The 22,488-nt window shown below is 71.9% G+C and carries 19 protein-coding genes; 4 read left to right on the plus strand and 15 right to left on the minus strand.

Annotated elements, in window-relative coordinates; translation table 11 throughout:
- Positions 1-15: 15 nt before the first annotated feature.
- Entirely contained in the window at positions 16-1,086 is a 1,071-nt protein-coding gene (locus I5071_RS21660) for a hypothetical protein (RefSeq protein ID WP_236607410.1), read from the minus strand.
- A gap of 96 nt (positions 1,087-1,182) precedes the next feature.
- On the opposite strand from I5071_RS21660, the gene I5071_RS21665 reads away from it, so the two are divergent.
- Positions 1,183-2,010, plus strand: a complete 828-nt coding sequence (locus I5071_RS21665) for an AraC family transcriptional regulator (protein WP_236607411.1) — start codon at positions 1,183-1,185, stop codon at positions 2,008-2,010.
- Here I5071_RS21665 and I5071_RS21670 read toward each other — a convergent pair.
- Together I5071_RS21670 and I5071_RS21675 are read right to left on the minus strand one after the other, a co-directional pair.
- Positions 1,941-2,831 carry an MBL fold metallo-hydrolase gene (locus I5071_RS21670; RefSeq protein WP_236607412.1) on the minus strand — a complete coding sequence of 297 codons (891 nt, stop codon included), beginning with the start codon at positions 2,829-2,831 and terminating at the stop codon, positions 1,941-1,943. The two genes, I5071_RS21665 and I5071_RS21670, sit on opposite strands and share 70 nt — an antisense overlap.
- A gap of 83 nt (positions 2,832-2,914) precedes the next feature.
- On the minus strand, positions 2,915-3,778 hold the full coding sequence (locus tag I5071_RS21675; protein ID WP_236607413.1) for a metal-dependent hydrolase: 864 nt from the start codon (positions 3,776-3,778) through the stop codon (positions 2,915-2,917).
- 90 nt (positions 3,779-3,868) lie between these two features.
- Here I5071_RS21675 and I5071_RS21680 point away from each other — a divergent pair, with 90 nt between their 5' ends.
- On the plus strand, positions 3,869-4,567 hold the full coding sequence (locus tag I5071_RS21680; protein WP_236607414.1) for a TetR/AcrR family transcriptional regulator: 699 nt from the start codon (positions 3,869-3,871) through the stop codon (positions 4,565-4,567).
- Here I5071_RS21680 and I5071_RS21685 read toward each other — a convergent pair whose 3' ends face one another.
- The 3 genes from I5071_RS21685 to I5071_RS21695 form a co-directional block, all read right to left on the minus strand.
- Entirely contained in the window at positions 4,568-5,572 is a 1,005-nt protein-coding gene (locus I5071_RS21685; RefSeq protein WP_236607415.1) for a hypothetical protein, read from the minus strand.
- 93 nt (positions 5,573-5,665) lie between these two features.
- Positions 5,666-6,139, minus strand: coding sequence for a MarR family winged helix-turn-helix transcriptional regulator (locus I5071_RS21690; RefSeq protein ID WP_236607416.1), 474 nt, complete (start codon positions 6,137-6,139; stop codon positions 5,666-5,668).
- Positions 6,140-6,221: 82 nt separating this feature from the next.
- Positions 6,222-7,637, minus strand: coding sequence for a KamA family radical SAM protein (locus I5071_RS21695; protein ID WP_419249639.1), 1,416 nt, complete (start codon positions 7,635-7,637; stop codon positions 6,222-6,224).
- A gap of 107 nt (positions 7,638-7,744) precedes the next feature.
- On the opposite strand from I5071_RS21695, the gene I5071_RS21700 reads away from it, so the two are divergent.
- Positions 7,745-8,266, plus strand: coding sequence for a hypothetical protein (locus I5071_RS21700; protein WP_236607418.1), 522 nt, complete (start codon positions 7,745-7,747; stop codon positions 8,264-8,266).
- An 82-nt stretch (positions 8,267-8,348) separates the two neighbouring features.
- The gene (locus tag I5071_RS21705; RefSeq protein ID WP_236607419.1) at positions 8,349-10,031 is read left to right on the plus strand and encodes a tetratricopeptide repeat protein; all 1,683 of its coding nucleotides are present in this window, start codon (positions 8,349-8,351) and stop codon (positions 10,029-10,031) included.
- A gap of 84 nt (positions 10,032-10,115) precedes the next feature.
- Here I5071_RS21705 and I5071_RS21710 read toward each other — a convergent pair whose 3' ends face one another.
- From I5071_RS21710 to I5071_RS21750, 9 genes are all read right to left on the minus strand, one after another.
- Entirely contained in the window at positions 10,116-10,673 is a 558-nt protein-coding gene (locus I5071_RS21710) for a hypothetical protein (protein WP_236607420.1), read from the minus strand.
- On the minus strand, positions 10,666-12,228 hold the full coding sequence (locus I5071_RS21715; protein WP_236607421.1) for a PepSY-associated TM helix domain-containing protein: 1,563 nt from the start codon (positions 12,226-12,228) through the stop codon (positions 10,666-10,668). The genes I5071_RS21710 and I5071_RS21715 overlap by 8 nt, the downstream gene beginning before the upstream one ends.
- A gap of 1 nt (position 12,229) precedes the next feature.
- Positions 12,230-13,450 carry a hypothetical protein gene (locus tag I5071_RS21720; protein WP_236607422.1) on the minus strand — a complete coding sequence of 407 codons (1,221 nt, stop codon included), beginning with the start codon at positions 13,448-13,450 and terminating at the stop codon, positions 12,230-12,232.
- A gap of 137 nt (positions 13,451-13,587) precedes the next feature.
- Positions 13,588-14,448 carry a DUF1566 domain-containing protein gene (locus I5071_RS21725; protein ID WP_236607423.1) on the minus strand — a complete coding sequence of 287 codons (861 nt, stop codon included), beginning with the start codon at positions 14,446-14,448 and terminating at the stop codon, positions 13,588-13,590.
- Positions 14,445-15,890, minus strand: a complete 1,446-nt coding sequence (locus I5071_RS21730; RefSeq protein ID WP_236607424.1) for a DUF1552 domain-containing protein — start codon at positions 15,888-15,890, stop codon at positions 14,445-14,447. The genes I5071_RS21725 and I5071_RS21730 overlap by 4 nt, the downstream gene beginning before the upstream one ends.
- A gap of 5 nt (positions 15,891-15,895) precedes the next feature.
- The gene (locus tag I5071_RS21735) at positions 15,896-17,425 is read right to left on the minus strand and encodes a DUF1592 domain-containing protein (protein WP_236607425.1); all 1,530 of its coding nucleotides are present in this window, start codon (positions 17,423-17,425) and stop codon (positions 15,896-15,898) included.
- A 401-nt stretch (positions 17,426-17,826) separates the two neighbouring features.
- A complete protein-coding gene (locus tag I5071_RS21740; RefSeq protein ID WP_236607426.1) occupies positions 17,827-19,251 on the minus strand; it encodes a DUF1552 domain-containing protein in 1,425 nt (474 codons plus the stop codon).
- A gap of 76 nt (positions 19,252-19,327) precedes the next feature.
- A complete protein-coding gene (locus I5071_RS21745) occupies positions 19,328-21,058 on the minus strand; it encodes a DUF1592 domain-containing protein (RefSeq protein ID WP_329611179.1) in 1,731 nt (576 codons plus the stop codon).
- 253 nt (positions 21,059-21,311) lie between these two features.
- The gene (locus tag I5071_RS21750; RefSeq protein ID WP_236607428.1) at positions 21,312-22,418 is read right to left on the minus strand and encodes an asparaginase; all 1,107 of its coding nucleotides are present in this window, start codon (positions 22,416-22,418) and stop codon (positions 21,312-21,314) included.
- Between the last annotated feature and the right edge of the window lie 70 nt (positions 22,419-22,488).

Consider the following 22,488-nt stretch of genomic DNA (forward strand, 5'->3'; position numbering starts at 1 on the left):
CGCGCGAGCCGAGGGTCACTCCGGCGCGGGCAGCTCCTGCGAGACGAGCCGGTACGTGCCCGCGCCGCCGACCGCGCTCTCGCCGTCGACGACGACCCAGTACACGCCGGGCGCGAGATCGAGCGCGACCCGCGACTGCCTCCATCCTCCGGGCAGTCCCACGGTGCTGCGACATCCGAGCTCGTCGCCGTTCTCCGAGAGCAGGTAGAGCGCGGAGTCGAAGCGGCTCGCGAGACGGAACGAGAAGCGCGCCGCGTGATCGACGCGCAGCGCGTAGAGGTGCTCGGGCGCCTGCGTGCCCCCGCAGCTGCCGTGGTAACGCGAGGCGGCGGGCACGAGCTCGCTCTCGATCGCGTCGCGCGCGTGCAGCTCGCCGTGCGGTGCGCTCTCGATCGCGCGGGGATCGACCGGGTCGTAGAACGAGACGAGGCGATAGCGCCCGAACCCGTGGGTGCCGTCGACCGCGACGAAGTACGTGCCCGCCGGCAGGTGCATGTCGAACGTCTCGAGCCGCGCCCTGCGATCGCGGCACGCGACCTCGGGCCCGTCGATCGCGCCCTCGCGCACGTAGATCGTCGCGTCGAACTCGGACACGAGTCGCAACGAGAGCCGCGCCGGCGACGCGAGGTGCACGACGTACCACTGCTGCGGCCCGCCCTCGCCTCCACAGCTCGCGGAGTCGTCGGGCCCGTGGGTGATCGTCGCGCCGAAGAACACGCGCCCCGGCACGAGCTCGATCACGCCCTCGGGGGTGCCGTGCGGCAGCGTTCGCCCACACGCGAGCTCCGCCGTGTCGCGCAGCACCGCGCGCCCGGTCGCGCGCTCGACGATCTCGTACTCGATGCGCATCGACGCCGAGCGCACCGTCCACCCGTCGCTCTCCGCGTCGACGTGCGAGCCGTCGCCCACGGTGCGCAGCTCGTAGTCCTGCGGCGTCGCTCGCACGTGCTCGCCGGTGTATGGGTCGGCGAAGTACGGACGGATCGACAGGTTGCACTGGAGCTCGACGCCATGCGTCTGAGCGCTCGCGCGCGGTGCCGCGACGAGGACTCCGATCACGCACGACAGCACCGCGAGATCACGCATGCCCCGTCCCTCCGCGCGTGAGAGGAACTTGTCACCCGCGCGCGCCCATCGCCATCCCACACGACGAGGACGTGCGCTCCCCGTTACCCTCGATCGGTGCGCGCTGCTCACGTCGACGTCGATCGCGTCACCGCTCCGGCGTTCGCGCTCGCGGACGAGCTCTCGCCGGGCGCGGGCGCGTGGCACGCACATCGACGGCACCAGCTGCTCTTCGCGGCGGAGGGCTCGATGCGGCTCGAGCTCGAGGAGGGCGTGTGGGTCCTTCCTCCGCGACGTGCGGCGCTGATCCGCGCGCGGGTCGCGCATCGTGTCGACGTCGATCACGCGTCGAGCCTGCGCACGATCTACTGGGCTCCGCGGTTCGCGCCCGCGCCTCGCGCGGACTGTGCGGTGTTCGCGATCGACGTGCTCGCGCGCGAGATGATCCTGCACGCGATGCGATGGCCTCCGCGCGAGGCCTCGCGCGATGCGAGCGGTCGTCGCTTCCTGCGGGTGCTGATCGAGCTCGCTCACGCACGCGCGACGAACGCGCTGCCGATGCACCTGCCACCGCCGCGCAGCGACGAGCTCCGTCGTGCGCTGTCGATCGTGCACGCACGCCTCGGCGATCCGCTGCGCGCCGCGGAGGTCGCGCGCGGGGCCGGCATGTCGGAGCGCACGCTGGCGCGACGCATGGAAGTCGAGCTCTCGCTCGGCTTCCGCGACTACCTCCACGCGGCGCGCATGCTGCGCGCGATGGAGCGCCTCGCGGTGCCGGGCACGCGCGTCGCGGAGGTCGCGACCGAGCTCGGCTTCGCGACGCCCTCGGCGTTCACCCATGCGTTCGCGCGCTTCGCGGGCGAGACGCCGCGGGACTACTCCGCGCGCTCGAGCGCGACCGTCCTCCACACCGCGGGCAGCCCGACGCGCAGGAAGACCGGATAGCCGTACCCCGGATGTTCGGCCTCGATGCGCGCGCGCAGCGCGTCGATCGCGCCCTCGGGCGCCGGCAGCGCCGGCGACGCCTCGCGGGTCATCGCGCGCACTCGCTCGAGGTACACGCGCTGCGCCGCGACGCGCTCCGTCCCACCGCTCTCGCCGCGACCCGGATGCACCCACCGAGGACGCATCGCCTCGATCTCGTCGAGCCGCTCGAGCCACGCCTCGAGGTGGCCGAGCTCGAGCCACGCATGCGCACGATGCGCGATCAGATCGCCGGTGAACACGTGGCCGTTCCACTCGATCACGACGTGCGCGTCGCTGCAGCCCGCGCCGAGCACGTGCGCGCGCAGCGTGAGCCCCGCGGCGTCGATCTCGGTGCTCGCGTCACCGAACGACTCGAGCTCGGGCATCGCGCTCGGATAGTCCGGCGCGTAGCGCTCGTAGAACCATCGCCGGCGCAGCGCGTCGACCTCGGGGATGCGCGCGCGCACCTGCTCCGAGGTCACGACGCGCACGCCGCGCCGCCGCATCACCTCGGCACCGTTGAACTTGTCGGGGTTCGCGTGGAGCACGATCGCGAGCACCACGGGCTTGCCGGTCTCGCGCTCGATCACGTCGAGCAGTCGCTCTGCCTCCGAGGGCATGAACTGGGTGTCGATCACCACGACACCCTCGGGCCCTTCGATCCAGTACGAGCGCGTGTGGAACCCGCGCGGCACCGACACGAACGTGCCGACACCATCCACGTCCCGCGCGCGGGGCGCGAGCGGCGCGCCCCCACACGCCGCGATCAGGCACACCCACGAGACCAGCCGACGCGCCATCGCACCGCCTCCCGAGACACGGTGCGATCCTGGCGCGACGCGCGATGGCGGACCGTCGACGATCCGCCGGAGAATTGCTCGAATCAGCCGTCGAGACGGCCGATGCGCTCGAGGTACGCGCGAGCCAGCGCGTAGTCGTCCTTCTGATCCGGATGGAAGTCGCGGCGCAGGTAGTCGGCGATCGCCCCGCGGAACATGACGGTGCGGTGCTTGCGCTCGCGCTCGAGCACCGGGTCCGCCTCCGCGGCGCGACGATGGGCCGCGAGGTCGGTGCCCATCGCGGCCTCCTGGCGGAGCAGCTCGCGCGCGCCGAGGATCCAGAACGCGACGATGCTCGCGCTCGCGAGCGCGATCCCCGCGGCGCGCACGCCCCAGCGCGGGTCGACCTTCTGCAGCACGTCGTACGCGACCGACTTGTGCTCGATCTCCTCGGCGGCATGCCAGCGCAGCAGGTCGCGCATCAGCGGGTGCGCGTGATCGAGCATGTCGCTCTTCAGCGCGTTCTCCGCCATCGTCGCGGTGTAGTGCTCGAGCGCGGCGGTCGCCGAGAGGCGCAGCACGGGCGGCGTGTTCTTCTCGAGCACCTCGAACGCCCAGTGCCGGTAGAACGCGAGGAAGGGCTCGAGGTCGTAGCCCTGCTCCTGCAGCAGCTTGTTATACCGCTCGTGCTCGTGGCCGTGACGACCCTCCTGGCCGAAGAAGCCGCGCACCCGCGCGAGCAGCTCGGGGTCGTTCTCGACGACGTGCATGTAGTGCTTCACCGAGCGGATGAAGAAGCGCTCGCCGTCGGGGAAGAGCAGGTTCAGCGCGTTCGAGATGTGGGTCGGGATCGGGTTCTCGAAGAACCACCAGCGCGGGACCGCGGCCTCGCGGAACGCGAAGCCCATCGCGCGCACCGGGATCGACCGCTTGCTCTTGGTGCTCTCCGCGCTCGCCGTCGCGCTCATGAATTCCTCCCTGTTCTGCGAGCATCTAGCATCTGTTGAACTTCGGTCAATAGCGCTGGACGCGGGTCCGGGTCATGCTCGGCGATCCCTATGAGCGCTCCGATCGCCCGCCATCGTCTCGCGCTCGACGAGCGACGTGCACAGCTCCTCGAGCTCGGCGCGCGCCTCTTCGCCGAGCGCTCGTACGACGACGTGTCCATCGACGACATCGCGGAGGCGGCGGGGATCTCGAAGGGGCTGCTCTATCACTACTTCGGCAGCAAGCGTGCGTTCTACGTCGCGACGGTGAGGCAGGCCGCGGAGCAGCTGCAGCTGCGGACCGAGCCCGACAGCTCGCTGCCGCAGCCGGCGCGCGCCCGCGCCGGGCTCGACGCGTACCTGAGCTTCGTCGAGGAGCACGCCGCGCCCTACGCGTCGCTGATGCGCAGCGGCATCGGCAACGATCCCGAGGTCGCCGCGATCGTCGACGAGACGCGCGACGCGATCGTGCGGCGCATGATGGGCGAGCTCGGGCTCACCGAGCCTCGTCCCGTCGTGCGCTTCGCGCTGCGCAGCTGGATCGGCCTGGTCGAGGCCGCGAGCCTCGACTGGCTCGATCGTCGCGAGGTCGCGCGCGAGACGGTGCTGCAGATGCTGCTGGAGTCGCTCTACGCGACGCTGGTGCTCGCGTCGCGCCTCGATCCCGAGGCTGGCGTCACGGTGTCCGCGTCGCCGCCGACGATGGGCGACTCGAGCGCGGTGATCGACACCAGCGAGGCCGAGCGCAGCGCTCGCCCGCGGCGTCGCTGATCACAGCACTGCGACGCCGCGCGGAGCGGGATCGTCGCCGAGCATCTCGAACGCAGCGCGGTGCGTGGTGCGCAGGGTGAGCGGGGCGCGCCCATCGCGCTCGAGCACGATCTCGCAGCGCGCGAGCTTCGAGTTGAGGCAGGTCTTGGTGCCCCCCGGCGGGTTGCCGTAGGGCAGCGCGACGAACGTCGACGACGGCGCGTCCATCCGTCCGTGCAGGCGCGCGCCCTTCGCGCGCACGTCGAAGCGCCACTCGAACGGGCGGAACGACGCGCGGGCCGCGAAGCCGCGCGGGACCGAGTCGAAGCGCAGCTCCTCGTCGCCGAGGCGGAGCACCGCGACGGTCAGCGGCGGCGCGAGCACCGGGCCCACGGCGACGCGCGCGGTCGCGAGCTCGAGGAAGGCCTCGGGCGCGTCGTCGAAGCCCGCGACCTGGCCCCACGCATAGCGGTCGGTGTGTCGGCTGCCCCAGTTGTGGTTGTGGCTGCCGATCCATCCGTCGATCGCGAGCGGCTCGCCGTCGACCTCGATCGTGCCGTCGAAGCGCGCGAACGGCGCGCTCGTGAGCACCTTCGCGCGCGGCAGCGGCGCGTCGTAGAGCGCGCGCGGGAAGAGCAGGAGCGGCGAGGCCGCGCTCGTGTACCGCAGCGACCATCGCAGCGAGTGCGACGCGCTCTTCGCGCCACCCTCGAGCGAGCGCGCGTCGAGGCGCGATCCCGCGACCTCCACGTCGAGCCCGCGCGCGCCGAAGCGGCACGACGCGATCGGGAATTCCTCGCGCACCGCGACCACGCGCTCGCGCTCGCCGTCGAACACGATCGCCCACACCTCGCCGAGCGCTTCGTCGGGCGCGGCACCGCGACGCGCGAGGATCGTCGAGCGGATCCAGAACGCGAGCGGGCGCGTGGGATGGTTCGCGCGCTGGAACCAGCTCTCGTAGTGCCCGCCGCGATCCGAGGCGACGAAGCGAGGGGTGTCGAGGGCGTCGCGATCGAGCTCGATCATGCGTCTTACCTCTGCGCCGTCGGGGAACGCGAGGCCATGACGTCCGAGGTCAGTGCTCGCTGGCGGAGGGGCGAGCCGATCTCGGACACGCTCTCAGTCCTCTTCGCCGGCCTCGCGCGCGAGCTCGTCGATCACCGCGCGCAGCACGCGGCGGGCGCCCTCGATGTCGCGCGCATCGACCTGACGCAACGCGCGCTGCACCGCGGCCTCGACCGTGCCGCCGCGCTCGCGATCGAGATCCTTGCCCGCGCTCGCGAGATAGAGGTGCATGCGGCGCGCGTCCTCGGGATCCGGCTCGCGACGCACCGCGCGGCGCTCCTCGAGCCTGCGCAGGATGCCGGTCAGCGTGCTCGGGTGGATGCGCATCGCGCTCGAGAGCTCGCCCGCCGCGATGCCCGGCCGGCGCCCGATGATGCGCAGCGCGAGGCGCTGCGGACCGGTGATGCCGATCGCGCCCTCCATGCGCTTGCTGAGCGACTGGAGCGCGTGCGTGAGCTCCCACAGGAGCTGCATGAACTGGAGCGTCTTGCCGAGCTTCGGCTCGAGCGGCGCGTCGGACGTCGACATCTCGGGGGCCAGGTCTGGCAGCGGCCGCGCGCACGCGCCAGTCGTCTCCGGAGGTCGGAAGAGAGGCGAAGCGAAGGAACGATCACCACCGCTCGCCGGCGAGGACCGGCAAGCGACGGCGGCGCAGCGTGCGGAATTCGGTCCGCGTCGCGTCGGGGTCCTCGCGGACGCGACGCATCTCGGGCTCGAAGAAGAACTCCGGCTCGTCGAACGCGGGCTCGAGCTGATCGAGCCAGGTCGCGCGTTCGTCGTACTTCGCGAAGAACGGGCGCCCCACCCAGTCCGGCTCGCGCGCTTGCAGGAAGCGGAGCGCCAGCACGCGCTCGCCGCGGATGTGCGCGGGGCCGTCGACCGTGACCTTCCCCGGCGTCGCGCTCATCGAAGGACCGCGCGCGGTGCGCGCGAGACCGGACACGCGCGCGAGCGCGTCCCGCACGATCCGCCACGCCTCGACCAGGGGCACCTCGAACCAGTGGCTCGCGCCGGTGTCGCGCTCGACGAACGCGTAGTACGGCACGGCGCCGAGCTGGGCCTGCAGCCGCCACATCTCCGCCCACGCGAGCGCGGCGTCGTTCACGTGGCGCAGGATCGGCGCCTGACACCGCACCACCGCGCCGGTGCTCCGGACGCGCTGCACCGCGCGCTGCGCGATCGCGCTCTCGAGCTCGCGCGGGTGCGAGTAGTGCGCCATCAGCGCGAGCGTGCGGCCCGAGCGCGTCACCTGCTCGAAGAGGCGCAGCAGGTCGTCGGCGTCGGCGTCGGTGACGAAGCGGTACGGCCAGTAGGCCGGCGCCTTGGTGCCGATCCGGATCGACGCGAGGTGCGGCAGGTCGGCCTCGAGGAGCGGCTCGACGTAGCGGCGCAGCACCGACGTCTTCATCAGCAGCGGATCGCCGCCCGTGATCAGGACGTCGGTCACCTCCTCGTGCTCGGCGAGGTAGCGCACCAGCTCGTCGGCCTCGCGCGTCGCGAACTTCATGTCGTCGAGCCCGACGAATTGCGGCCAGCGGAAGCAGTAGGTGCAGTACGCGTGACAGGTCTGGCCCTGCGCGGGGAAGAAGAGGACCGTCTCGCGATACTTGTGCTGGAGGCCGCGGGTGCGGCGATCGTCGAGCAGCGGGGTGTTGAGCTCCATCTGCCCGGCGGGATGCGGGTTGAGCCGGTGCTGGATCTCGCGCGCCGCGTCGCGGATCACGTCGCTGCCCGCGCCGCTCGCGAAGAGCCGCTCCATCTGCGCGAAGTCGTCGTCGCGCAGCATGCCGCGCTGCGGGAACGTGAGCTGGAAGATCGGGTCGTCGGGCACACGCGCCCAGTCGATCAGCTCGCTCGTCACGTACTCGTTCACGCGGAACGGGAGCACGGACGCCACGATCTCCATCGCGCGGATCTCGCCCTCGCCGAGGCGTGCGAGCTGCGGAATCGAGGAGAGATCCTTGCGCTCGAGGGCCTTGAACCGGCGGGGAACGAGGGTTCGACTGGCGAACACCACATCGTTCACGCGAACGGAATTAGTTTGAGCTCAAACTAATTGCAAGAACTACCCGCGCGAGCTCTCACGAATTCGCGATTCGACGCTGGCGCGCCCCGCGAGCAGAATCCGCGGCCATGCGCGCCCGGAGCCTCGTCGCCTTCGTCCTGCTGGTCTCGCTCGCCGCGTGCGGCGAGGATCGTCCTGCGTCGAGCCCGGGGACGCAGGGCGGCGCGAGCGCGACGAAGAGCGAGCCGGCGCGGGTGCCCCGTCGCGAGCAGGAAGAAGGACTCGCGCGCTGCGGCGAGGTCCTGGCGCGCATCGAGGGGCCCGAGACCGCGCCGACCTTCGCGCGCCTGATGCGCGAGTGCGGCGGGATGTTCGCGCGGCGCCGGTGTCGCGACGCGCTCGCGGCGGAGCCCTTCTCGCGCGAGGGCGTCGCCGAGGCATGCCGCGCCGACTACTGCGACGAGCTCCGCCCCGCGCCGTCGTTCTGCACCACCGACATGCCGACCGACGCCGAGTTCCTCGAGCAGTTCGCGCGGTTCTCGCGCGCCGCGCTGCGCCGCGATCTGCGCCGGCTGATGGATCGCGAGGGCGCCGACGAGATCGCCGATCTCTTCGCCGATCTGATCGAGACCCAGGCCGCGCTGCAGTGATCCCGGTTGTTGCCGCCGAGTCGGGCGTTCGGGCACGCTGATCCGGGGGGCGTCAGGGAAGCGCGCCCCGGGTGGGGAAAACATGCGATTGCGGAGCGCGGGGGCGTTCGGCGCGTGGCTGATCACGGTCACGTGCGGGCTCGGGTGCGGCGCGACGGCGAGCAACGGCGAGAGCGGCGCGGGGACGACGGCGGCCACCGCGCAGCCGAACCGCGCGGTCGACACCCGCTGCGACGTGCCGCACGCGCCGGCGCCGATCGAATTCGAAGAGGGCATGCGCGCGGCGGCGGAGGGCGACCTCGAGCAATCCCGCCGCCTGCTCGCGGTCGCGTGCGACAGCGGCAATCCGTGCGCGTGCACCGAGATCGGCGAGTCGTTCGTCGATCCGCCCGACGGTCTGCGCGACGTCGAGCGCGGCGCGCTGCTGCTCGAGCGTGGCTGCGCAGGCGGCGACATCTGGGGCTGCTACGCGCTCGGCTCCGCGATCTTCCGGTTCATCCCGGATCGCATCGAGCACGCGCGCGACCTCTTCGAGGACGCGTGCGAGGATGGAGTGCCCGAGGCGTGCCTCGAGATCGGGCGCTTCCGCATGACCGGCGTCGACGGCGATCGCTCCGCGCTCGACGCGCTGCAGTTCTACGAGCGCGCGTGTCGCGACGGCGTCCACCACGCGTGCGTGGTGCTCGGCGAGGCGTTCGCCGAGGGCGTGGGCACGCCGCGCGATCCCGAGCGCGCCACCGAGCTGCTCACGTGGGCGTGCGAAGAAGCGAACGTCGGGCAGGCGTGCACCGCGTGGGCGCAGCACCTCGACGTCGAGGACGAGCAGCGCAGCGCGCTCTTGCGGCGCGGGTGCGACTCCGGGGATCCCCTCGCGTGCGACGCGCTCGATCCCGAGGCGGCGCGTCGTGGTGGCGAGCCCGCGCTGCGCGCTCTCGCGGCGCGCGTGCCCTCGGCGCGACCGGTCGAGAACGGCAGCGCGGAGATCGAAGCGACGATCGGCGGAGGCGTGGATCTGAGCACGCTCGGTCTGCGTCCGTCGTGCGTGGGATTCGTCGACGCCGAGCCCGACGCGGTGCTCTCGGTGCCCGAGGGATCGAGCGAGCTCAACGTGGCGGTGCGCGCCGCGGCCGACGCGGTGCTCGCGATCCGCGATCCCGCGGGACGCTGGATCTGCGCCGACGACGGGATCGCGGGCGACTACGATCCGTCGATCGCGATCGGCGATCCCGTGCAGGGCGACTACCTCGTGTGGGCCGGCACGCTCGATCGCGAGCCGAACATCCCGGCGCGCCTCGTGGTCCTCGCGGTGGCCCCGGTCGTGGTCGCGCCGCCCGTGACCTACGAGAGCCTGCCCGAGCCGACGCCCGAGACGATCACGATGCCCGACGCGCGGCTCCGCTACTACCAGCTCGACGTCACCGCGATGCCCGGCATCACCGGTCGCGTGCGCATCGACGGCAACCAGGTGTGGTCGTTCGAGGGCCGCGGCGGCCACGCGACGCTCGACGAGGTGCAGTGCGCGCTGCAGCCCGGTCGCCACACGATCGACATCGAGGTGGTGCAGCGCGGGCGCGACGCGCGTCTGCTCGGCGGTGCGACGAACCTGCTCACGGTCTCGCTCCACGGCGCGGTGCGACGCTCGCTGCTCACCGAGGACGAGAGCCGACTGCATCGCCTCGAGTGGACGCCCGAGGAGCCGGGACGGCGCCAGCTCGTGCTCGACGTCGAGCGCCGTCAGGCCGGCGATCGCGCCGGCTGCGACTGAGAGAGTGTCCAACATCGGCTCGCTGGCGGAGGGCCCTCCCGTCCGCGTGCGCGCCTCCGCCAGCGAGCACTCCAGCTGGATCGCTCAGGCCGCGAGCACGAGCAGCAGCGTGGCGACCGCGACGATCCCCGCGGCGCGCCACGCGCGCGCGTCGAGGAACGCCACGCACGCCACCGCGATCCACACCGGGATGATCGCGAGGAATCCGATGGTCAGCCGGGTCGACTCCTCGAGCGGCAAACGCGCCGCGAGCACCGTCCCGAGCAGCACGCTCACGGGCAGCGTGCCCACCATCGACACCAGCGCCCGCGCGACCGCGCGCCACGCGCCGGTTCTCGGCTCGACCGCGGCTCGCTCGCGGGCCGGTCGAGCGGTGATCGCGATCACCCGCGCGCTCGCCGACGCGCGCCTCGCGAGCGCGGGAACGATCGAGCCCGCCGCGGTCCACGCGGCGATCGCGAGCAGGATCGCGACGCCGATCCCTTCTCGCTCCGCGCCCACGCCGACCGACGCGGCGAAGAGCACGACCGATGCCGCCCGCCCGAGCCAGCGCGCGCGCGGCCGCGTCCCGTCGATCGACAGGCCCGCGTAGAGCGCGACGTACGAGAGCGCGCCGAGCGCGACGGTGACGAGCTCAGGCATCGGCCTCTCGCGGCACGTCGATCGCGGCGCTCACGGTCGAAGGCGCGCGCGCCGTCGCCACTGCGCCGGCCACACACGCGAGGCCGAGCACGAGCAGCCCGAGATCCACGGCCGCCACGCTCCACGCCCCGTTCCGAATTGCCGCCGCGAGGTGCAGCGGCGTGCACGCGACACCGAGCAGCGGCGTCGCCACGAACATCGCGCCCGCGGTCGCGAGCACACCGCGCACCGCCACCCGTGCGCTCGGCGCGACGAGCGCGAAGCCCACCGCGATCGTCCACGCCGCGAAGAACGCGCCCACCTCGATGTGCCAGTGCGCGTCCCAGCTCACCGGCACCGCGCGGTTGGCGGCGAACATCGCGCCCACCGCGCACGCCACACCGAGGCCCGAGCCGATCGTGAGCCGCTCGAGCAGGTGCGTGGAGCGCCGCGCTCGCTGCGGATCGCGTCGCTCGATCCAGATCCAGTTGCCGCTGAGGATCGTCACGCACCCCGCGAGCCCGAGCAGCGCGTAGAGCCAGCGCGCCGCGAGCCCTCCGAACCACCCGAAGTGCAGCCCGTAGGTCCACCGCTCGACGGTCTGGAGCACCCGCTCCTCGCGCGGGCTCCACGCGTGGATCACGCGCCCGGTCGCCGCCTCCATGTGCGCATCGCCGTAGGCGAGCGGCGTCCCGTCGACCCGCCCACCGACCGTCGCGATCGCGGCCGCATCGCCCGGGTGCTCGACCATGAAGAACGAAGGTCGCAAGCCCGGCACCACGTCGCGCGCGTCCGCGATCAGCGCGTCGATCGATCGCTCCTCGCGGGCCTCGCCGGTCGCCGGCGGCGCAGGATCGTGGCCCTCGGTCACGCGCGCCGCGCGCGCCGCGTCGCCCTCGAAGAGCACCTCCGTCCAGAGCCCGAAGACCAATCCCGCGATGCAGATCATCGCGCCGGTCAGCGCCATCGACACCTGGAACGGGATGCCCATCACGCCCGCGACCTTGTGCAGGTCGGACCACACGACGCGCGGCTTCGCGTCGTGGCGCACGCGATGGAGCTGGCGAACGAGATCCTTCAGGTGGATGAGCACGCCGGTCACGAGCACGAGCAGCAGCACCCACGCGACGAGCCCCGCGACGTACATCCCCGCGAGCCCGATCACCGAGGGCTCGTAGAGGAAGTGGAAGTACACGAGGAAGCTCGCGACCACGGAGCGCTCGGGCAGCACCTCGCCGCTCCGTCGATCGACGAGCCGCGTGTGCTCGGCACCGCCCGCCGCGTGCACGTGCACCGGCAGCGGCGCGCACCCGTAGTCGAGCCCGCTCACGTAGTAGAGCTCGAGCGGGCCATCGCTCTCCATCGTCGCGAGCGCGCCGCGCACCGCCGGATCGATCGGCGCATCACACGGCGCGCCGATCGCGTGACCGCACACGTCCTGCCAGATCGTGATCTCGCGGCGGAACAGCGCGAACACGCCGGCGAAGAACATCGCGTTCACGAGGAGCGCGACGATCACGCCGGCCCACGCGTGCACGTCCCAGAACGTCACGAACGCGCGAGGCGGGAGCTTCACGTCACTCGCCCAGACGAGCGAGGCCGTTGAAGAGGCCGTCCATCTCGAACACGGCGTGCGCGCCGTTCGTGTCGGGATCGATCTCGTAGACCGTGCTGACCGAGTAGTCGGGGCTCTGCCCTTCGTAGAACAGCCCGTCCACCGAGCTGCCCGCGAAGCCCATCGACGAGAACGGCGTGCCCTCGACCGCCTCCGCCGTCGGCGTCTCACCGAGCGTGATGCGCCACGTGCGATAGACCGGCTGCTGCCAGAACCCGAAGGCGAGATCGGGCTCGGTGCCCTCGGGCAGCATGCCCTCGTAGAACACGCGCGTGAACGCGATGCCGCTGCCCTGCGACGCCGCGTCGAGCTCGCCGATCGACTCGAGCCCATCGGTGAGCGAGGGGATCTCGACCATCCACGACTCGTCGAAGTCGGTCGCGCCGGGCGCGATGCGCAGCAGGCAGTTGACCGGACGCTCCTCGCCGCGCGAGCTCGCGAAGAGCTGCGCCGACCAGTTGCGACCGTCGCCCATCACGTAGCCGTAGCCGTCCTCGTCGAAGACGATGCGGCCGCCGCTCGTGCAGCGCGCGTCCTCCGCGACGCCGACCACCGAGAGCGCCTGCGGATCGAGGATCGCGGTGACCACGCCGGGGCGGATGCGCGCGCCGGTCCAGTCCGACCAACGCGCCGGGACGTAGACGCGACCGTCGTGCGCGACCGTCGTCCAGACCTCGACCTCTTCGTAGTCGCCGCGCTCGAGGTGCGGCAGCGGGATCGTGCCGCGCACCGTCATCGTCTCGGGGCTCCACACGATCGCGAGCTGCAGCTCGGCCGCGACCGTCACCGCGCTCGTCGGGTCGATGATCGCGTTGCCGTAGCCGATCGCCGTGAGCCCGTAGCTGCCGAAGTGGATGCGGCCGGTCTCCGCGATCGCGCCGTCCTCGCCGACCGTGTAGCGCACCCACTCGGGCGACTCGGAGAGGCCGAGGAAGATGTGGCGACCGTGGGTGAGCAACACACCGTTGCCCGCGACCTCGATCGCGTGCTCGTTCGTGACGTGCTCCTCGATGTCGAGCGAGGGCAGCGTCTGCACGTACATCGTGCGGCCCTCGGGCGTGATCACGATCGACGACAGCACGTAGCGCGCCTCGGTGGGCTCGCCCGCGGGCTCGTCTGGCTCGCCGCACGACGCGATCAGAACGCCGGTCAGCACTGCTCCCACCCACACCACGGGCCTCATCACGCCACCTCCGACACCGAGAACGATTCCCAGTCGCGGCGATAGTGATTCTCACAAACATTCCGCGCAACGTGAAAATGCGGAACTTTTCGCGGTGGTGTCCTATTGATGGGCTAGTCGCGGCGCCCGCGTGAAGGTCACGGCGGAGGACCGAGCACGCAGCGCGCGACGTGCGGGACGTCGCCGAGCTCGTCCGCGTAGGTCTGCCCGTCGAGGAAGTCGACGGTCCACGGCTGCGCGTCGCCGGCATCGCGAATGGTCGACGTCCAGTGGCGCTCCGAGGGCGTGTCGGGGAAGAGCGCGGGATCGATCGCGGGCGCGCGGCGCGACTCGTCGACGATCGTCTGGAGCTCGCGGATCGTCGGCAGTCGCGCGCCGATCGCGATGCACGCGTCGCGCGCTTCGCTCCACGTCGTCGCGTCGATCATCGCGCGCGACCAGGTGAGCCCGGTGCCGCGATCGTGCACGCCGTCTCCGCGCACCTCGTGCTGCGCGCCTTCGATCGGCGCAGGACCACCCGCGACGCAGCGCACGCGCGCCGAGGGACGCGATGCGAGCCCGAGCGTGGTCTCACCCGCGCCGAGATAGACGCTGAAGGCCGAGCCCGGCGCCTCGTCGGGCTCGCTCGTGGTCCAGTGGTACTCGGCGAGCGCATCGGGGAACGCGCTCCCGTCGATCGTCGGGCTGCGCGCCGGCGCCACGATCGAGACCCACTCGACGCGCGTCGGCAGCCGAAAGTCCTCGCGCCCCTCGAGCTCGAGCGCAGCGCACTCGGCGCGCGCCTCCTCGAGCGTGCGCAGCGCGCCGGTGTCGCCACGCTGCCAGATCAGACCGGTGACGAGATCCTCGACCACGTCGCTACGGATTCCGTAGCGCTCGCCGCCGAGCTCCGGCATCGCGAACGCCGCGTATCCGCTCGGTGTGCTCGCATCGATCGGCGCGACGTCGTCCGACCCACACGCGACGAGCAGCAGCGCGAGCGCGACCGTTCGGATCACACGAGGAGCTCGGGCAGCGTCCCGCGCAGCGAGAGCGTCCCGCCGCCGACCAGCGGCGTGCTCTCCATGCCGAACGCGTCCACGTCCATGCCGAGCGCGCGCATCAGCGTGACGTAGAGCTGGTTCTGCGCGGGCCCGACCGAGAGGTCGCTGTAGCCCTGGCGCACCCGGTTCGACCGCGCGTAGCGCACGTATTGTCCGGTGCGCAGCGCGCCGTTCGCGCCGCCCGCGATCACCACCGGCATGTCGTGCAGCCAGTGGGTGCCGGTGCCGAGCTCGCTGATCCACACCACCGCGGTGTGATCGAGCAGCGTGCCGTCGCCCTCGGGCACCGAGTCGAGCTGCTCGAGCAAGTACGCGAAGCGCTGCGCGTAGAAGAGGTTGTACTCGATCATCCCGCGCTCGGCCTCGGCGGTGAACGCTGCGTCGGGCCCGGCGACCGAGTTGTGCGCGTAGTCCTGGTGCACGTTCGTGCCCACCGGCAGCCCGAATTCCTCGGGCCGCAGCGGCATCGTCACGAAGCTCACCATGCGCGTCATGTCGCAGCCGAGCACCAGCGCCATCACGCGCGCGAAGCGATCCATCTCGTGACCGAGCGCTTCGTACGTCGGCGAGCACGACGCGCCGGGCGTGGTGCCGCGGAACGAGATCTCGAGGTCGCGCAGCAGCTGCGCGTGGCGCTCGAGCTTCTGGCGATCCGCGGTGCCGAGCCGCGGCGCGACCGCATCGTACTCGCGCGCCGCGAGATCGAGCGCGCTCGCGCGGCCTCGCATGATCGCGGCGACGCGCGGATCGCCGCCGTCGTCGGGCGGCACGTAGACGCCCATGAGGTCGTCGTAGGCCTGTCGCGCCGCGGTCACGCGCGGTGCGGCCTCACCCGCGGCGACGAAGTTGTACGGGTGCTGATGGTTCGCGCCGTACACGCGCGACGCCCAGCGCCCCGGCTGCGCGAGCGCGCGCGCGATCACCTGGTCGACCGACTCGCCGCCGGCGATGCACGTCGAGCCCGCGCGCTGCAGCGGGTCGACGCACGTCAGCAGCGACGCCTGACCGAAGTGATGGCGGTTGAGATCCCAGCCGCTCGTCGCCGCGCCGCGCCGCTCGTAGTCGATCGCCGACGTGCGGGCGATGCCCTCGACGATCGAGAGCTTCTGCTTGAAGGGCGCGAGCGGCGCGAGGATGCGGCTCCACGCGGCGTCCTCGAGCGTCGCGATCGACGCCACGCCGGTGCCGCTCGCAGGCAGCCCGGGAGGATTCATCGCCCACGCGTTCGGCACCGTGCCGTGGGGTGTGATCCAGAAGAGCAAGCGGGTCGGCGTGGTCGCGCCACCCGCCTGCGCGCGGCTGCCCCAGCCCACCGCGCCGGGCAACATCAACCCACCGCCGATGCTCGCAGCACCGAGACCGAGCGCGGTGAGGAACTGACGCCTCTGCATCGTCATCGCGGTCACTCCGAAGCCAGCGGGCGGTTGCGGAACTCGGGGCTCGTCACGATGTCGACCAAGAGCTCGCGCACGTCGCCACCGCTCTCGTGGAACGAGCGCGCGAGGCGGCTCGTCAGGCACTCGTCCTCACGCTCCGGGGCACGGCCGAGCGCGTAGCGCATCCACATCCGCGTCGCGCACACCTCGACGCGCGCGCTCTCCGCGAGCGCCTCGCTGAGCTCGATCGCGCCGACGTACGCGCCGTCGACGTCGGTGCCGGTGAGGTTGCCCGACGCATCGACGGGCAGGCCGTGATCGAGCGTGCGATAGCCGCCGACCGCGTCGTAGTGCTCGAAGCCGAACCCGAAGCCGTCGATGCGCGTGTGGCACGCGATGCAGCCCGGCGGCGACGTGCGCTCCTCGAAGAGCTGACGGTTCGTGCGCGGCTCCTCGCCCGGTCGCACCACCGGCGGCGTGAGATCGGCGTCGGGCGGCGGCGAGGGACGCGGCTCGCAGAGCAACCTCTCCATCACGAACACACCGCGCAGCGGCGGCGAGCCGTTGCCCGAGTGCGCGTGCGACGCGAGGAAGCCCGCGCGCGTCAGCAACCCCGCACGCTGATCGTGCGGGAGCGTCACCTCTTCCCACGTCGTCGCGTCGCCGGGGCCGTTCACGCCGTAGAGCGTCGCGAGCGGACCGTTCACGTACGCGGTGCGGCTCGTGAGCAGCGCGCTGAGCGTGCCCTCGCCCTCGAAGAGCACGCCCTCGACGAAGCGATCCTGCTCGTCGCGCACCGACTGGCGCAGCGTCTCGTTCCACGTCGGATAGAGCTCGGGCACGCGGCCCTGGTGCTCGTCCAGCTCGATGCGATCGAAGTCGAGCCACTGGCGGTGGAAGTCGACCACCGCCTCGCGCGCACGACCGTCGTCGAGCATGCGTCGCGCCTGCGCCTCGAGCTGCGCGTCGCTCGCGAGCTCGCCGCGCGACGCGGCCTCGAGCAGCACGTCGTCGGGCGTGCTCTCCCAGAGGAAGTACGAGAGGCGCGACGCGAGCTGGTACGCGTCGAGCGGCACCACGCCGTCGCCGCCGCCCTCCCCCGGCAGCTCGATGCGATACAGGAACCACGGCGACTGCAGCAGCGCCATCGTCGTCAGCTGCACCGCACCGGCGAAGTCGATCGCCTCGCGCTGCGACTCGAAGAACGCGACGTAGCGCTCGACCTCTTCGTCGCTCAGCGGACGTCGATGCGTGCGTCGACCGAGCTCGCGCACGAGCGTCTCGCCGCACGCGCGCTGCGCGCCCGCATCGCCCGCGCTCGCCGCGCACGGCAGGAACGCAGCGAGCCGATCGGGCGTCGACGTGACCTCGCCCGCGTAGCGGAACGCGATGTCCTCCCAGCGTGCGACGCGCAGGTCGGACGGGCCGAGCGAGCGCGCGTCGTTCTCGAAACCACCGACCTCGGTGTCCTCGGGCAGCTCGGGCAGCGCCGGCGCCACGCCCGGGAAGAGATCACGCAGCGTGTGCAGGTACTCGGCGTTGCTCAGGCGCCGCATGGGCGCGGTGCCGAGCACGATCGATCCGTTGCCGCAGCTGACTGGACCGCCACCACGTCGACCCGCGCCGGTTGGACCGGCTGCGCCGTCGAGCAGGACTCCGTCGCACGCAAACAGCGCGAGCGACACGAGCACTGGAGCGATCCGCCCCCAGTCGTTCGGTCGGCTCATCAGGTACGTGAGTACCAGACCCCCGGCGCGATGGCTCAGGGGTTCGACGAAAATCGTACGAGCGCGTGCGACCTGTAGGCCGCACGCGCTCGCACCGTCGAAGGACTCGCAGTGCTCACGAGAGCAAGCGGGGCTGGGGCCCCGCGCGCAGCGTTCGGGGCGGGGGGCCCCGAGCCGGCTCCGCCGGTCGGGGGGAGGGGTCTTCCCAAGACCCCTCCCGGAAGCACAGCTCAGCCGTTCATGATTTCAGGGATCACGCCGCGCAGGGAGACGGTCCCGCCGCTCGCCGTCGGCGAAGACTCGATGCCGAACGAGTCGTTCTCCATCCCCATGGCGCGCATCAGCGACACGTACAGACGGTTCTGCGCGGGGCCGACCTGGTTGAAGTGACCCCAGCCCGCGCCGATGCGCGTGTCACGCGCGAGGCGGATGTACTGCCCCATGCGGAACGAGCCGCCCGCGCCGCCGGCGATGACGATCGGCAGGTCGTGCAGGTCGTGGTTGCCGGTGCCGAGCTCGCTCATCCACACGACCGCGGTGTGATCGAGCATCGTGCCGCCCGCCTCGGGGATCGAGTCGAGCTGCTCCAGCAGATACGCGAAGCGCTGCGCGTAGAATCGGTTGTACTCGATCATCCCGCGCTCGCCCTCTTCGCGGAACGTGCCCGAGCCACGCACCGACGTGTGCGCGTAGTCCTGATGGATGTCGGTCGCCGCGGGCAGACCGATCTCCACCGGCGCGAGATCCGGCGTCACGTACGTCATCACGCGCGTGAGGTCGCAGCTCAGGCCGAGCGCCATCACCCGCGCGAAGCGATCCATGTCGTGCCCGAGATCGCTCCACGTCGGCGAGCACATCGCGGGCGAGTCCTCGGGCGAGTCGGCGAACGAGATCTCGAGCTCGCGGATGAGCTCCTGGTGACGCTGGAGCTTCAGGCGATCCGCCGCCGGCAGGCGCGCAGCGAACGACGTGTGCTCGCGCGCCGCGAAGTCGAGCACGCTGCCGCGCGCCCGCGCGATGAGGTCGGCGCGCGTGTCGCCGCCACCGTCGCTCGGCGGGTTGTACGCGCCGACGATGTCGTCGTACGCCTGGCGCGCGCCCTCGACGCGCGCGCTCTCCTGGCCCGCCGCGACGAACGAGTACGGGTGCATGTGGCGCGAGCCGTACACGCGGCTCGACCAGCGGCCCGCCGCCGTCGTGGCGCGACCGATCACCTGGTCGATCGAGATGCCGCCGCCGATGCACGTCGTCCCCGAGCGCTGCATCGGATCGACGCACGTCATCAGGTGCGCCTGGCCGAAGTGGTGGCGGTTCAGATCGAACGAGCCGCCCTGCGAGTCGTGGGCGCGCTCGTACTCGATGGCCGCGGTGCGCGCGATGCCCTCGACGAACGAGAGCTTCGACGCGTGCGGCTGCAGCGGCGCCGCGATGCGCGGCCACGACGACGCGGCCAGCCCCGAGAGCGCCGCGCTCGACGTACCGCTGGGCGCGAGGCCCGGCACGTTCATGTTCCACGCGTTCCACACGGTGCCGTGGGGCGTGATCCAGAAGAGCACGCGCTTCGGCGCGCCGCTGCCGGCGACCTGCGCGAGGCCCTTGCTCGCGCGACCGAGGATCGCGCCGGGGATCGTGAGCGCGGCACCACCGACGCCCATCGCGGCGAGGAACTTACGACGATCGATCTTCATGCGAGACAGCTCCTGCTGTTCGTGGGGAAGTTGGAGGTGGCGCTCATTCCGTCGCGGCGAGGCCGCGGTGACGGAACTCGGGGCTCGTCACGAGATCGACGAGCAGCTCGCGGACGTTGCCGCCGCTCTCGGTGAAGCTCTCGGCGAGGCGATCGACGAAGCACGACTCCGCACGCTCGGGCGCGCGGCCCATCGCGTAGCGCACCCACTGCTGCGTCGCGCACTCCTGCACGCGCCCGCTCTGCGAGAGGATCTCGCTGAGCTCGATCGCGCCGTCGTACGGACCGTCGACGTCGGTGCCGAACACGTTGCCCGACGCGTTCACCTCGAGGCCGTTGTCGAGATCGCGGTACGCGCCGATCGCGTCGTAGTGCTCGAAGCCGAAGCCGAAGCCGTCGATGCGCATGTGGCAGCCCTGGCAGGTCGGCGCCGCGGTGCGCTCCTCGAAGAGGTCGCGGTTGGTGCGCGGTCCGTCGCCCGGCTCCGCGGTCGGCGGCGACACGTTCGCGCCCGGCGGCGGCGAAGGACGCAGCTCGCAGAGCAGGCGCTCGGTCACGAAGATGCCGCGGAGGATCGGCGAGCCCTGACCGGTGTGCGCGTGCGACGCGAGGAAGCCCGCGCGCGTGAGCAGACCGGCGCGCTCGCCCTCGGGGAGCTCGGCCTCGACCCACGTCGCGTCGTCGGCGGGGCCCTCGACGCCGTAGAGCTCCGCGACCGAGCGGTTCACGTACGCACGGCGGCTGTTGAAGAGCGCCGAGAGGGTCCCTTCACCCTCGAAGATCACGCCCTCGACGAAGCGGCGCTGCTCCTCCGCGATCGACTCGCGCAGGGTCTCGCTCCACGACGGATAGAGCTCGGGCACGCGGCGCTTGTGCTCGTCGATCTCGATGCGATCGAAGTCGAGCCACTGGCGGTGGAAGTCCACGACCGCCTCACGCGCACGCGGGTCGTCGAGCATGCGGCGCGCCTGCGCCTCGATCTGCTCGGCCGACGAGAGCTCACCACGCGCCGCCGCCTCGAGCAGCGTCGCGTCGGGCATCGTCTCCCACAGCAAGTAGGAGAGGCGCGACGCGAGCTCGTACGCGTCGAGCGGCAGCGGCTGACCCTCGGGCGCCACCTCCTCGATGCGGTAGAGGAACGCCGGCGACTGCAGCAGCGCCATCACGGTCAGCTGCACCGCGGCCGAGAAGTCGATCTCGGTGAGCTGCGTCTGGAAGAGATCGACGTAGCGCGCGACCTCCTCGTTCGTCGGCGGGCGACGCATCGCGCGCAGACCGAACTCGCGCACCAGCTCCTCGCCGCACGCGCGCTGGCTCTCGAGATCGTTCGCGGCGGCCGCGCAGGGAAGGAACGCCGCGAGCGACGCGGGCGTGGCCGTCACTGCGCCGCCGTAGCGGAACGCGATCTCCTCCCAGCGCGCCACGCGGACGTCGGACGCACCGAGCGCGCGCGCGTCGTTCTCGAACCCACCCGTGAGCGTGTCGGGCGGAAGCTCGGGGAGCTCCACGTCGACGCCGGGGAAGAGGTCTCGGAGCGTGTGCACGTACTCCGAGTTACTGAGTCGACGGATCGGCGCGCTGCCGACGATGAGCGCGTCGTCCGTGCAGGTCGTTGGCGTCGATCCACCGCCGCCGCCGCCTCCACCGCCACCACCGCCGCCCGCACCGGGCGAACCCATGGGGCCCGCGGGGCCACCACCCAGGTCGCCCTGGCAGGCGCCGACCAACATCGCACCCGCGATGATCAAGACGACGTTCGGATCGCTTCGTCGCATCCGGAGCTCCTTTGTTCGGGCGTCGGTACCGTCGCCGTCATGGGATGGCTCAGCGGCTGCGAAGATCGGTACGCACCTCTGGAGACGGGTGCTCGGCGCCGGCACACGCGACGAGAGTTCCTCCCTGTGCGAGTGAGGCGCTCACGCCACAGGGTGTGGCGCTCTGGATCGTTGGAGCTCCAACGATCGGAAACGACGTAGGCGCGGGTGCCGAGGTGTCGGCACCCGCGATTCGTTGGACCTCCAACGATCTCTAACGCACCGCGAACTCGCGCTGGACCGCGGCCGCGTCGGTGATGCGGTTCGCGATCAGGAGCTGGGTGAGGATGCGCGCCTTCTGCGGGCTCAGATCGAGCGCCGCGACGAAGCCCATCTCGTCGTCGTCCACCTCGACGTTGCGGTTGGTGTACCCGCTGCCCACGCGCGACGAGCGGACCACCACGATGCCGCGGCGCACGGCGTCGCGCAGCGCACCGAGCGCCTCCTGCGAGGTGTTCCCGTCGCCGACGCCGGCGAGGACGATCCCGCGCGGGCGCGTCGCGATCACCGCGCGCACGTCCTCGGCGGTCATGTTCGAGTGCGCGTACACGATCGCGACGCGCGGCAGCGACGAGGGCACGCGCTCGAAGCGCGGGCGCGCCATCGTGGGGCTCGGCTCGACGAAGCGCACCGCCGCGGGATCGACGTACCCGACCGGGCCGGCGTTCGGCGAGCGGAACGTGTCGACGCTCGTCGTGTGCGTCTTCGTGACGTCGCGCGACTCGTGGATCGTGTCGTTCATCACGACGAGCACACCGCGCCCGCGCGCGTCGGGGGACACCGCGACCTCGACCGCCTCGTACAGGTTCGCCGGACCGTCCGCGGAGATCGCGCTCGAAGGGCGCATCGCACCGACGAGGACGACCGGGCGATCGCTGCGCAGCACGTTCTCGAGGAAGAACGCGGTCTCCTCGAGCGTGTCGGTCCCGTGCGTGACGACGACTCCGTCGGCCTCGCCGTCGTCGAAGATCTGATCGATGCGACGCGCGAGCCGGGCCCACACCTCGTCGTTCATGTCCTGGCTGCCGACGTTCGCGACCTGCTCGGTCGTGATGCGCGCGAGATGATCGATCCCGGGCGCGGCCGCGACGAGCTGCTCTCCGGTGATCGCGCCCGCGTGGTAACCGATCGCCGACGCCCCGCTCGCCGTGCCTGCGATGGTGCCGCCGGTGGCGAGGATCGTCACGCGCGGCAGGTCGGGGGCGGCCTCCGCGCCGCCCTCTCGCGCCCGAGGCGACGGCTCCGCGCGCTGTGCCTGCGACCCCGCCACGCCGGCGACCACGAGACCGAGTCCGACCGCCCAGCTCACCGTCTTCCGCATCGCGCTCCTCCGCCCCGTGCTCGATCACGAAGCACGCCACGATCACGACGCGCTGCGCTGCGCGACGGCT

The organism is Sandaracinus amylolyticus, from assembly GCF_021631985.1.
In the GTDB taxonomy this organism is placed as follows: domain Bacteria; phylum Myxococcota_A; class Polyangia; order Polyangiales; family Sandaracinaceae; genus Sandaracinus; species Sandaracinus amylolyticus_A.